The following is a 12,007-nucleotide window of genomic DNA, read 5'->3' as shown; positions in this document are numbered from 1 at the left end:
TTCTTGGCATTTTACTAAGTTATCAATCTAGTTAAATAGATTTGGAAATACAAATTTTTACTCTTATTAAAAATAAAAATGTAAGGATTAAATAATGAGTACAATTGTTGATATTCATGCTCGGGAAATCCTCGATAGTCGCGGAACCCCAACAATTGAAGTCGATGTAGAACTGGAAACAGGCGTTATTGGACGTGCCGCTGTTCCATCCGGTGCTTCTACCGGCGTTCATGAAGCCGTTGAACTTCGTGATAATGATAAAAACCGTTATAATGGCAAGGGTGTTCAAACAGCTGTTAAAAACGTCAATAGCGAAATATTCGAAGCAATCGTTGGTCTAGAATCCCTGGATCAATTGCAAATTGATCAAACCATGATTGAACTCGATGGTACTCCGAATAAAGGACGTCTTGGCGCTAATGCGCTTTTGGGTGTTTCAATGGCTGCTGCCAAGGCGTCAGCAGAGGAATTGGGTCTTCCATTATATCGTTATATAGGTTCTCCATATTCACATATTCTTCCAGTTCCAATGATGAACATCCTGAATGGTGGTAAGCATGCCGACAATCCTATCGACATTCAAGAATTCATGATTGTTCCTCACGGAGCCTCTTCAATTGCTGAAGCTGTGCGCATGGGTTCTGAAGTTTTCAATGCATTGAAAAAAGACCTTAAAGCAGCGGGACTAAACACGAATGTTGGTGATGAAGGTGGATTTGCCCCTAACCTCAAATCAGCACATGAAGCATTGTCCTATATCGTAAAAGCTATTGAAAAAGCTGGATACAAAGCTGGTGAGGAGATTTCCTTGGCGCTAGATCTTGCCTCTTCAGAATTTTTCAAGGACGGTAAATATAATATGACAGGTGAAGGGAAAAGTTTCAATTCCAGTCAGATGGTTGATTATATTGCCGAACTTTGCAACAGTTTCCCGATTATTTCTGCAGAAGATGGATGTGCTGAAGATGATTGGGAAGGATGGACTGAATTAACACAAAAACTGGGAAATAAAATCCAATTGGTCGGCGATGATTTATTTGTAACCAATCCTGAAAGACTTGCAAAGGGAATTAAAGCCCATGTAGGTAATTCATTGTTGGTTAAAGTCAATCAAATCGGAACATTATCTGAAACTTTCAAGGCGATGGAATTGGCGCATCGTCATGGTTATACAACCGTTGTAAGCCACCGTTCTGGTGAAACTGAAGATGCTACTATTGCTGATTTGGCTGTTGCAACCAATGCAGGACAAATTAAAACCGGTTCCCTTTCCCGTTCTGACCGCATGGCAAAATATAATCAATTAATCAGAATTGAGGAAGATTTGGGAAATACAGCCAAATATGCCGGTCGTAACGCCTTTAGAGCTTTAGAAACCTTGTAATTCTTTTTCAATTGATAAACACGGGGAGAAAATCAATGCATATCATTCATGCAATCAAAAGATTTGTAAAAGCAACGATTCCTCCCCTTTTCTTCTTGTTACTGACAGCATATTTTGTAAAAAATACCTTTGATGGGGATCATGGCCTAAAAAGTTATCATATTCAACAGGAACAGATGATAAGAGCACAGCAAAGTCAGCAAGATGCAATTTCCGAACAAGCGGCTTGGGAAAGAAGAGTTAAAGGATTAAAAGAAAATGCCCTTGATGCAGACCTTTTAGATGAACGAACACGGGTTATGTTAAGTTATTCAAACCAGGAAGAAATTGTTATTCCTTATAAAACAAATGAACATCTTTATTAATATAAAAGATTAGTGATTTATTGAAACAAATCTGAAAAAAACCCTGACTAAATCAATAGTCAAAGTTTCTTTTTGATCCATAAATTAATTTAAGATTAATTACTTAATTTTTGCTTCACGGAAAACAACGTGTTTACGAACAACTGGATCGTATTTTTTCAATTCCATCTTGCCGGTATGGGCTCTTGCATTTTTTCTGGTTACATAGAAAAAACCAGTTTCCGCCGTTGAAAGCAATTTAATTTGTATTGTGTTACTTTTCGCCATTCTGTCCTCATTTTGATCAGGCTGATTTACTAAAATATAACTATATATTTTAGAGTTATATTTTACATATAAAAGCAAGTCTATTCTTTAATTCAACTTACTTACAAAATTTTAAGATTTTGTCAAATATTATTTGTTCATAATATTTTACGGATTTTAGACCATTTCTTCAGGAATGGAAATACATTCACATAACGTGGAAAGATTATCTGGATTTACATTTGATAGAAAAGGCACTTGTCCCAAAATCTTGACTTTTCCATGACTTATTATAGAATTTTTACAATCTTCGTTCAACGGGCCATTTAAAATTACCCCTGAAATTTTTATATTTCTATTTCTTAAAGCCTCGATTGTCATTAGGGTATGATTCAATGTTCCCAAAATAGTTCGGGCTACAACTATAACAGGTAAATTAATCTTTTCAATAAGATCAATGATAAACAAATGATCATTGATAGGTACAAAAATCCCACCCGCCCCTTCAACTATGTATTTGTTTTCTTGTTTCAAATCAGATACATTCACGTGATCAAGGCTTAACTCACAATTTTCCAGTCTTGCAGCATCTTCTGGAGATAAAGGTGCTTGCAATTTTATAATTGGGGATAAATATTGTGTCTCGGAAAGTTCGGCTAAATGGCAAACTGTATTTGTATCTCCAATATCGCAATTTAAACCTGTTTGAATAGGTTTCCAATAAACCGCATTTAGCAATTTTGTTAAACATGCAGAAATTAGTGTTTTTCCAATATCTGTATCAGTTCCCGTAACAAAAAAACCTTTAGCGGAAAATTTACGGAAAACACCATAGGCTATATGATAAGAACAATAATTGTAATTTTTACTAAAATCAGAAAGCACTTTCTTAAACTGAGATAACTTCAAGGGTTTTGAGGTTTCGAGAGGAACAGAAGCTCCTATAGAACGAAGTCCTTTGAAAAAATCAATTGCTGTGTCAATTTGAACAATGATCTCATCAGTTTCCCAACGACCGGTTCCTGTTTCTGGCCAAACTGATTGAATAGCTTCAATTGATGGATAAGTCTGTAAATTACAGCTAAAATCATTGTCGTTATAGATAGAACGCCATTCTTTAAACGTTTCAAACGTTAGGGTAGAACAAATCAAATAGCCATTTTGTTTCAAATAATTTGTAAGAGTGCTGATTGCACTTGCAACATTATCAAACCATTGGAAAGTCAGGCTTGAACAAATCAAATCATATTTTTCATCCAATTCTGGATATTCACCATCCATAAGCTTAAATGTTAAATCGTATTTATGGTTTTTGAACTTATTTTTTGCACGATTCAGCATTTTAGGTGATATATCCGTCAATACAAAATGTGCATCAGGAAAAAAATCGATAAGATATTGAGTTAATAATCCAGTTCCACAACCAATTTCAAGAATTGATATTTTTTCTTTACGATCGACTGAAGTTCTGAATTGCTTCCGAATATAATCAGACAATTTTTTCGCAACAATTTTTTGTATAGAGGCAAATTTTTCATATTGATCCGCCTGATCAAAAGCTTTGATTATTTTTTCTTTATAATTTCTAGACATTATTTATAAGTTCTCTGATGATTTCCGCACAGGCATTCGTTTTTGATAAAGGCAATATATGTGTATCATCGCCAAGCCACAAATAATTGCACTCTTGAAATGATTGTATGGTCATGGTTTCATTAACAACAGGATCTTTTTTTGAAGCTATAACTGTGAGCTTATTTCTGATCTGTGGAATGATACTTCGAACATCCCCAAATTTAAGAAATTCAAGTCCTTTTTGCAATTCTTCAATATTAAAGCTGGGCAAAAAATTTACTACTTGACCACATTGCTGATAAAACTGTTTCATTATAAGATTTGAATCAGTGGATAATCCTCTGGACATACGATCCAGAACCCTTAATGCCACACCTTTCGGAAATGTAGGATCTCTGGAAAATCTGGCGAAACTGTTAATAGCCACGTAATATTTGAAACGAAAAGAAAAATTTTTTAAGAGATATAAAATACCTAAAGAGTGTCCTACAGCAATATATTTCTCTTGTAAGTTTAAAATTGATTTAAGATTACAATTTTTACCCGTGTTTTTCCCCATAAAACCCAAATCAATTGTTTCCGAGTGGTATTCTTTTAGATTATTTTGTAATTTTTGCCAAAATGATGATGAATATCCCCATCCATGGACAAATAGCAAACGATAATTATTTTTCATGATCAATGAATTGAAATTAGATCAATTGAATGAAAAGATTTTAGTAAATACTCTATTTCATCCTCTCGATGACCAGCACTAAGGGTCAATCGTAAACGACTTCCATAAGAGGGAACGGTGGGTGGACGAATTGGGGTAATCCAGATATTTTTTTCTTTCAAAGCATTTGCCATTAATTGGGCCTTTATCGGTGATCCGACAATAATGGGAATTATATGTGAAATAGACTGACCACATTGATATCCCATTGACTCTAATTGTTTTCTAACCTTTTCAGCCTGTTTAACCAAAAAGGCACGTTGGTTTGTTAATGAAGGCATTAATTCTAGTGCTGCCTCGATGCTACCCATTATGGCGGCGGGCAAAGCAGTCGTGTGGATAAAAGCAGAACAAAAATTCACCAGCCATTCACATAAATCTCTGGATCCAGCTATATAGGCCCCAAAACTTCCCCACGCTTTACTAAATGTTCCCATCGTTAAATCAGCAAAGGCAGGAGCCAATCCCTCGCCTTTACTTCCAAATATTCCGGTTGCATGTGCGTCATCTAGAAATAAAAAGGCATTAAACTGGTCGGCAACTGATCTCAATCTTTTCAAGTCACAGACATCACCATCCATACTGAATATGGTTTCCGTTAAAATTATTCTTGAACCTTTTTCCCCCTCAATTTTTTTCAATCGTGTTTGTAGATGGTCAAGATCATTGTGATTGAAACGGATCTGCCTAACTTGACCAGCTTTGCATCCATAATGCAAACTGGCATGATTCAATTTATCCGTAAATACCCATACTGGTTTTGGAAAATTTTCAATGAGGGAAGCAACAACCCCGACATTTGCCTGCCAACCTGATGGAAATATTAATGCCGCTTCAGTTCCTAGAAAATTAGCTAGTTTCTCCTCGATTTTACCATAATATGAAGCATTGGACGTAATTAATCTGGATGCCCCGCTTCCAGTACCATATTGTCTTAAAAACTCCTCACCTTTAATTTTTAAATTTGCATTGTTTGATAATCCCAGATAATCATTACTGGAAAAATTTATATAACTTTTACCCTTATTTTTTATATGTAATGAATCAATTATTTCAAATGTTGACAATTCTCTTTTTAAATCCTCTTTAGCTCTTTTGTCTAATTCCCGAGAAAAAAAAATATCAAATCGGTTCATTAAGTTAGTCTTTTCAAGTTTTAAAAATTTTTGTTTAGTTATGCAAACTCTATCTTAACAATTATAGGCAAAATCCCATGTTTCATTCAACTTTAAAAAATATATGGTTACCCTATACGCAAATGAATAATTGTAATGTCCCAATTATTGCAAAAGCCACGCATGGAAGTACAATTATCCTAAATGATGGAGCTAAATTGATTGATGGTATTGCTTCATGGTGGACAGCCTGTCATGGGTATAATCACCCACATATTATCAAAACGGTAAAAAAACAACTTGAACTAATGCCTCATATTATGTTTGGTGGCATTATTCATCAACCTGCAATTGATTTGGCAAAACATCTGGCAAACCTGTTGCCTGGAGATTTAAACAAAGTTTTTTTTTCTGAATCAGGCTCCGTATCTGTGGAAGTGGCACTAAAAATTGCTGCCCAATTCTGGTTAAACCAAAATAACAATATCAAAAACAAAATCATTTCTTTTCATGGTGGATATCATGGTGATACCATGGCGACAATGGCGGTTTGTGATCCTGAAGAAGGAATGCATAATTTATTCAAGAATATTATTCCCCACCAATTCAACATTCCTTTGCCTGATACCTCGGAGAAACAAAAAGATTTCATTCAGTTTCTAGAAAAACATCACAAAACCATTGCTGCAATCTTAATTGAACCTTTGATACAGGGAGCTGGAGGCATGTTATTTCATTCTCCAGAAATTTTAAGATTTTTGCGAAAACAAGCTGATCATTATGAAATTTTATTGATATTTGACGAAATTTTTACCGGGTTTGGCAGAACGGGAAGTTTTTTTGCCTGTGAACAGGCAGATGTCATTCCGGATATCATTACACTTTCAAAAGCATTAAGTGGAGGCACGATGGCATTGGCTGCAACAATTGCGAGAGAATATATATTTGACGGGTTTTTATCTGATAGTGATCAACATGCCCTGATGCATGGGCCAACATTTATGGCCAATCCCCTGGCCTGTTCCGCTGCCAATGCATCCTTGGAAGTTTTTGATCAATACAATTGGAAGAATGCAGTCAGTTCCATTGAAAGACAAATGAAAAAAGAATTAACACAATGTAAAAATTTAAAAAATGTCAAGGATGTTAGGGTAAAAGGGGCCGTTGCCGTTGTTGAGTTATACAATATTTCAAACTTAAACCGTCTAAAGACAAAATTTATCCAACAAAATGTATGGATACGTCCCTTCAGAAATATCGTTTATCTTACACCCTCTTTCACCATAACACCTGAAGAATTATCCTTGTTAACTAATTCAATATATGATGTTATCAAACATGAATATTAATTTTCACCATCATTTTTTGATGATTTATTTTTACCTTTTTTACTTTCATTTTTAGATGTCGGCAATTGACTATCCGGGATAATCTTTACAACACCCCTGGAATTGATAATGGTACTGGTTCCATCGCCATTCGGAACGATTACTGGAGCGTCCTTACCTTTTTCAATATATTTCGCTCCCTGATCCTTAATTGAGTCAGGCAGCCTTCCATTGATGAAATCCGTCATTCCATTTTTGATCTGATATTGTTCCCCAACATTCAGATTACCATCTTCTGGAAAATCAACAGGAACAGATTGCTTATTGATTTGATCATGCGTTACGCTGTCTACATCACCACCTGCCGCTCTACTGTAATCTGATAGGGAGAAACTTTTATCATCACTCGCAACATCACTCAACGTAGGTAATGCAGGAGGACGAGAGGGCCAAATATTTTCACTTTGAGGTAACAAAGGGGTTGTAGCTATCGCCATATTGCCTTTTACCCTTTGCATATTTTCCGCATATCCTTCTGGAGCCTCGGGATTATTTCCTGGTAAAGAAACGGTATCATCAAAAAATTTATCTATCCCGGAACACCCACTTAATATCAAAAATGTGGTAATAAGTGCAGCATAATTCCGCATGATTGTTCTCCATCCGTTTTAAAAATTTGATGATACATAATTTAAAAAAATACATATCCAACAAGATAAAATTCAAATATAAGCTTTTTAAAAATCCGTTTTATTAATAAATCTGATACCCGTATGAATATAACCCCAACCCGTAATAATAGTTAAAATTGCCGCAATCCATAATAATATCGATCCGATAACATTAACCGGAAACCAGTTAATGTTCAATAATTCTGCACTGCTATCTCCAGCAAGTAAAAAACCAATAGCCACCATTTGAAAAGTTGTTTTCCATTTTGCCAGTTTTGTGACAGGTAGGCTGATCTCGAAAGAGGAAAGATATTCTCTTAATCCGCTGACCAGTATTTCTCTTGCCAAGATAATCATTGCAGGAATCAGTCCACCGTATGGAAGACGATCATAACCAGCCATAACAATCAATATGATACCCACCAGTAATTTATCCGCAATGGGATCAAACATTTTTCCAAAGTCGGAAAGCTGTTGCCATGCACGGGCAAGCTTACCGTCTAAATAATCCGTAATACCAGCGATAATAAATAGTATACAAGCCAATAAATCTGTTACCGGCTTATGAACCATTACAAGAACAGCCACCAATGGTATTATAATTATACGGGACAAGGTAAGACAATTAGGTAAATTATAAAACATTTCTATTTAGGATCACGGCTGAACATTTATCAAAATAGTTATTTAACATTTTATAAAAAAAATGGAATAAAAAATATATATTTTCTTATATTTGTTACTTATATACACCAGGTCTAAAATAATCATATATTGATTCAGCCAATATTCTATTAATACCTGGAATATTTTCTAAATCCGCAACACTGGCCTCTTTAACGGCGCTGGCAGAACCAAAATGGTTTAGTAGATTACGTTTTCTCTTATTACCTATACCCGGAATTGAATCCAGTTCGGATTTTTCTATGCTTTTTAATCTTCCCACTCTATGAGTAGTAATGGCAAATCGATGCGCCTCATCTCTTAATCGTTGCAGATAATACAGAACAGGATCTCTTTCAGACAATTGAAAAGGATTTTGATAACGTGTAAAAAACCACTCTCTCCCTGCATTCCGGTCCGGCCCTTTGGCAATACTGACCAAGGCGACATTTTCAATCCCGAGCTCTTTCAAAATTGCATCAACAGCCGAAAACTGTCCCGCACCACCATCTATTAACAGTAAATCAGGGAAATTCTGCCAATCAGCCATTTTACCCTTGTTAAAACGTCTGAATAAAACCTCACGCATCATACCAAAGTCATCTCCAGGGGTGATATCAGATTTAATTGAAAATTTACGATAACCAGACTTGATAAAACCTTCAGGTCCAGCCACAACCATTGCCCCATATGCATTGGTACCCATTATGTGACTATTATCGTAAATCTCAATTCTTTTCGGTATATCAGACAGATGAAAAATATCACGAACCTGTTCTAATAATTTTGTTTGTGATGCAGTTTCAGCCAATTTACGATCAAGCGCCATATGGGCATTATGTACCGCATGATCAACAACTGCCCTTTTCTCCCCTATTTTTGGTACATACAAGCTTACCCTTTTCGATGCCCTCATACTTAATGCCTTACTCATCAGCGCTTGATCAGATAATTTAATATTCATGTATATTTGTGATGGCGGCGGCTTATTTTCATAGAATTGTCCCAAAAAGGCGTCCAAAATTTCTTCGGGGCTTTGATCCTCTGTTTGTATCGGGAATAAAGCACGATTGCCATTATTTCTTCCCCCTCTAATAAAAAACACCTGAATACAGGTTAGATAACCTTTTTGCGCAAATGCTATTATATCAGCGTTGTCAATTGTAGCAGGATTAATTACTCCATTTGTTTGAACATAGGTAAAGGCCCGAATACGATCACGCATCACCGCGGCACGTTCAAAATCCAATTGTTCTGACGCCTTCTCCATTTCGGTAGCCAATTGCCGCTGAATAATGTTTGTTTCTCCAGAAAGAAATGATTTTGCTTGATTTATAAGATTATCATAATCTGTTTTACTAACGCGATTATCACAAGGACCAGAACATCGTTTGATCTGATAAAGCAAACATGGACGCTTTCTGGAATTGAAAATACTGTCTTCACAACTTCTTAGCAGAAATATTTTCTGTAAAAGTTCAAGAGTCTGATTGACTGCCCCAACCGAAGCAAACGGCCCCCAATAGTAATTTTTCTTGGATATTTTTCCCCGATGTTTATCAATTCTTGGCCATTTTTCTTTTGTTATAACTAACCAGGGGTATGATTTATCATCCCTCAACAAAATATTATATCGTGGTTTAAGACTTTTAATCAGATTGGCTTCAAGTAGTAGAGCCTCAGCTTCCGTATAGGTGGTTATAATTTCCATGGAAGTCGTTTGCAAAATCATTTTACGTATACGCTCGGTCAATTGTGTCAAGCGTGTATAGGAGGATACGCGTTTTTTTAAATTTTTTGCTTTACCAACATATAAAACTTCCCCTTTTTCATTAAGCATACGATAAACCCCTGCCGTTTCGGGCATTGTTTTCAAAGCATGCTTAATTGCTTTAGTTCCCTTATACGAATCCAAAGGTTTGCAATCATGAAGTTTCATTGCATTTTTTTTCCATCATCACAAATAAGTTCTGTTATCCTTTTATTTTCTAAGACTTATCTTACTTCTCCACTGATCTTGTGGATAACTCTATGGATGAATATCTAATATATGGATGTAAAAGGCAGTTTATCAAGCCCTTATATGTTTTGCCTAATTTTTAAGCAATTAATATAACTCATTGATTTTTAATCATTTTTGTTGTTACATGGAATTATTCAATATTTTTAACTAATTTATCACAAACCCTAAAATCACTGTCAAGTCCAATAGTGGACAAAATGAAAATTTTAATTTCAATTATGTAATTATCCACAATTTTTAATATTAAGATTTATTTATTTTTTACTGGACATTTTCTGATTAAATTCCTAAATTGACTTTCTTCTCTTAATTAGAATTTATTTTAAATTATAATCAATTTCCCATTTCAAATTTGAAATTTCTATATGCGTATTATTAGTTGGAACATTAATTCATTAAGGTTACGCTTGCCCTTGTTAAAACAACTGATAGGATTAGCAAATCCCGATATTTTATGCCTTCAGGAAACAAAAGTCCCTGATCCTCTTTTTCCCCGATCTGAAATAGAATTGCTCGGTTTTCACAATTGTCTTTTTAAAGGAATGAAAAGTTATAACGGCGTTTGTATTTTATCAAAACATCCATTAGGATATCATGTTTCCAATACCAGACAATGGTGCGGTAAAAGAGACTGCAGACATATTTCAGTTCAATTCAATTATAAAAATAAAAAAATAAACCTTCATAATTTCTATATTCCTGCAGGTGGGGATGAACCTGATCCAACTATAAATCCCAAATTCAAACATAAATTAGATTTCCTGACAGAAACAAAAGAATGGTTTTCTCAAAATAAGGAGACCAGTTCAATTCTTGTAGGAGATTTTAATATTGCACCCTTGGAAAATGATGTATGGAACCACAAACAATTATTGAAAATTGTCAGTCATACACCAATTGAAACTGAAAAACTCAATCAATGGTTACATACGGGTTATATTGATGCAATGCGTGAAATAATTCCTCCCCACGAAAAACTATATACCTGGTGGTCTTATAGAAACCGTAACTGGGAAAAATCAAACCGGGGAAGAAGATTGGATCATTTATGGATTTCCCCAGATCTACGATCACACCTAAAAAAAATTCAGGTTTTTAAAGAGGCTAGAAACTGGGACAAACCTTCTGATCATGTCCCAATCATGCTTGAATTAAAATAAATAACTATTCTTCTTTTTTATCAGAAATTGAGCTCAGCCGATATCCACCAGCCTCAGTTATCAGAAGAGTTACATTCGAAGGATCAGGCTCGATTTTTTGGCGTAGACGATAAATATGGGTCTCAAGTGTATGGGTTGTCACCGCTGAATTATATCCCCAAACCTCATTCAACAAAACTTGTCTTGGTACTGGTCTTGATCCTGACCGATATAAAAATTTGAGTATGGCAGCCTCTTTTTCAGTTAAACGGATCCGACGATTTGAATCCTGTTCCTGCAACGACTTTGCAGACGGACGGAAAATATAATTGCCAATTGTGAAAACAGCATCCTCACTACTAGCAAAAATACGCATCTGTGCCCTTAATCTTGCCAGTAACTCGGCAATGCGAAATGGTTTTGATACATAATCATTACCGCCTGCATCAAGCCCCCTTACAACATCCTCTTCATTATCTGAACCTGTCAGCATAATAATGGGTGTTCTGCAACCTTCCTTACGTAAATAGGCACATAGATCACATCCATCGCCATCTGGAAGCATCACATCCAATATGATTGCATCATAATGCTTATCAGAATCCAGAATTTTGTTTTTAGCCTCTTTTACCGTTAAGGCACTTGAAACCTCAAATTCCTGATTTTCTTGCAATTGTTCGGTTAGCGTTTCAATTAACTTTGGATCATCATCAACCACTAAAACAGGATGAATGCCTGTCATTGAATTTACCCTTCTTTTAAAACCATATCCCTATTACATAT

Annotated in this window: 12 protein-coding genes; 4 read left to right on the top strand and 8 right to left on the bottom strand. The window is 35.4% G+C overall.

Annotated elements, in window-relative coordinates; genetic code table 11:
• Window positions 1–94 precede the first annotated feature (94 nt).
• Both eno and H3R28_RS03075 read left to right on the top strand, forming a co-directional pair.
• Entirely contained in the window at window positions 95–1,384 is a 1,290-nt protein-coding gene (eno, locus tag H3R28_RS03080) for a phosphopyruvate hydratase (protein WP_198208842.1), read from the top strand.
• Window positions 1,385–1,419: 35 nt separating this feature from the next.
• Window positions 1,420–1,749 (top strand): septum formation initiator family protein, encoded by a 330-nt coding sequence (locus tag H3R28_RS03075; protein WP_122123610.1) that lies wholly within the window; start codon window positions 1,420–1,422, stop codon window positions 1,747–1,749.
• Between the two features lie 99 nt (window positions 1,750–1,848).
• Here the strand turns inward: H3R28_RS03075 and rpmG are convergent, their stop codons facing one another.
• The 4 genes from rpmG to H3R28_RS03055 form a co-directional block, all read right to left on the bottom strand.
• Window positions 1,849–2,016: a 50S ribosomal protein L33 gene (gene rpmG, locus H3R28_RS03070; protein WP_008853818.1), complete on the bottom strand. Its 168-nt coding sequence runs from the start codon at window positions 2,014–2,016 to the stop codon at window positions 1,849–1,851.
• A 156-nt stretch (window positions 2,017–2,172) separates the two neighbouring features.
• Complete coding sequence (gene bioD, locus H3R28_RS03065) at window positions 2,173–3,588, bottom strand: dethiobiotin synthase (protein WP_198208844.1); 1,416 nt, start codon at window positions 3,586–3,588, stop codon at window positions 2,173–2,175.
• Window positions 3,581–4,246, bottom strand: coding sequence for a hypothetical protein (locus H3R28_RS03060; RefSeq protein ID WP_198208846.1), 666 nt, complete (start codon window positions 4,244–4,246; stop codon window positions 3,581–3,583). The genes bioD and H3R28_RS03060 overlap by 8 nt, the downstream gene beginning before the upstream one ends.
• A 2-nt stretch (window positions 4,247–4,248) precedes the next feature.
• Complete coding sequence (locus tag H3R28_RS03055) at window positions 4,249–5,421, bottom strand: pyridoxal phosphate-dependent aminotransferase family protein (RefSeq protein ID WP_198208848.1); 1,173 nt, start codon at window positions 5,419–5,421, stop codon at window positions 4,249–4,251.
• A 77-nt stretch (window positions 5,422–5,498) separates the two neighbouring features.
• On the opposite strand from H3R28_RS03055, the gene H3R28_RS03050 reads away from it, so the two are divergent.
• Window positions 5,499–6,749, top strand: a complete 1,251-nt coding sequence (locus H3R28_RS03050; RefSeq protein WP_198208850.1) for an adenosylmethionine--8-amino-7-oxononanoate transaminase — start codon at window positions 5,499–5,501, stop codon at window positions 6,747–6,749.
• Here H3R28_RS03050 and H3R28_RS03045 read toward each other — a convergent pair.
• The 3 genes from H3R28_RS03045 to uvrC all read right to left on the bottom strand — a co-directional run bounded on the left by H3R28_RS03045 (window position 6,746) and on the right by uvrC (window position 10,001).
• A complete protein-coding gene (locus H3R28_RS03045; protein ID WP_155565493.1) occupies window positions 6,746–7,378 on the bottom strand; it encodes a hypothetical protein in 633 nt (210 codons plus the stop codon). The genes H3R28_RS03050 and H3R28_RS03045 overlap by 4 nt on opposite strands.
• Window positions 7,379–7,465: 87 nt before the next feature.
• Window positions 7,466–8,044, bottom strand: coding sequence for a CDP-diacylglycerol--glycerol-3-phosphate 3-phosphatidyltransferase (gene pgsA / locus H3R28_RS03040; RefSeq protein WP_110438037.1), 579 nt, complete (start codon window positions 8,042–8,044; stop codon window positions 7,466–7,468).
• Between the two features lie 94 nt (window positions 8,045–8,138).
• A complete protein-coding gene (gene uvrC / locus H3R28_RS03035) occupies window positions 8,139–10,001 on the bottom strand; it encodes an excinuclease ABC subunit UvrC (protein WP_198208852.1) in 1,863 nt (620 codons plus the stop codon).
• Between the two features lie 449 nt (window positions 10,002–10,450).
• On the opposite strand from uvrC, the gene xth reads away from it, so the two are divergent.
• A complete protein-coding gene (gene xth / locus H3R28_RS03030; RefSeq protein ID WP_198208853.1) occupies window positions 10,451–11,245 on the top strand; it encodes an exodeoxyribonuclease III in 795 nt (264 codons plus the stop codon).
• Window positions 11,246–11,249: 4 nt separating this feature from the next.
• On the opposite strand, the gene H3R28_RS03025 is transcribed toward xth, so the two are convergent.
• Complete coding sequence (locus H3R28_RS03025) at window positions 11,250–11,966, bottom strand: response regulator transcription factor (protein ID WP_110438040.1); 717 nt, start codon at window positions 11,964–11,966, stop codon at window positions 11,250–11,252.
• Window positions 11,967–12,007: the final 41 nt, after the last annotated feature.

The organism is Commensalibacter sp. M0268 (assembly GCF_016101925.1).
GTDB lineage: Bacteria > Pseudomonadota > Alphaproteobacteria > Acetobacterales > Acetobacteraceae > Commensalibacter > Commensalibacter melissae.
The sequence above is the reverse complement of the archived record's forward strand: the minus strand, read 5'-3'. Positions and strand labels throughout refer to the sequence as shown.

What these genes read in the sequence shown, in the direction of transcription:
- rpmG (WP_008853818.1), bottom strand. Translation starts at nt 2,016, where the DNA reads ATGGCGAAAAGTAACACAATACAAATTAAATTGCTTTCAACGGCGGAA.
- eno (WP_198208842.1), top strand. Translation starts at nt 95, where the DNA reads ATGAGTACAATTGTTGATATTCATGCTCGGGAAATCCTCGATAGTCGC.
- uvrC (WP_198208852.1), bottom strand. Translation starts at nt 10,001, where the DNA reads ATGAAACTTCATGATTGCAAACCTTTGGATTCGTATAAGGGAACTAAA.
- H3R28_RS03025 (WP_110438040.1), bottom strand. Translation starts at nt 11,966, where the DNA reads ATGACAGGCATTCATCCTGTTTTAGTGGTTGATGATGATCCAAAGTTA.
- H3R28_RS03055 (WP_198208848.1), bottom strand. Translation starts at nt 5,421, where the DNA reads ATGAACCGATTTGATATTTTTTTTTCTCGGGAATTAGACAAAAGAGCT.
- H3R28_RS03060 (WP_198208846.1), bottom strand. Translation starts at nt 4,246, where the DNA reads ATGAAAAATAATTATCGTTTGCTATTTGTCCATGGATGGGGATATTCA.
- xth (WP_198208853.1), top strand. Translation starts at nt 10,451, where the DNA reads ATGCGTATTATTAGTTGGAACATTAATTCATTAAGGTTACGCTTGCCC.
- pgsA (WP_110438037.1), bottom strand. Translation starts at nt 8,044, where the DNA reads ATGTTTTATAATTTACCTAATTGTCTTACCTTGTCCCGTATAATTATA.
- H3R28_RS03050 (WP_198208850.1), top strand. Translation starts at nt 5,499, where the DNA reads ATGTTTCATTCAACTTTAAAAAATATATGGTTACCCTATACGCAAATG.
- H3R28_RS03075 (WP_122123610.1), top strand. Translation starts at nt 1,420, where the DNA reads ATGCATATCATTCATGCAATCAAAAGATTTGTAAAAGCAACGATTCCT.
- bioD (WP_198208844.1), bottom strand. Translation starts at nt 3,588, where the DNA reads ATGTCTAGAAATTATAAAGAAAAAATAATCAAAGCTTTTGATCAGGCG.
- H3R28_RS03045 (WP_155565493.1), bottom strand. Translation starts at nt 7,378, where the DNA reads ATGCGGAATTATGCTGCACTTATTACCACATTTTTGATATTAAGTGGG.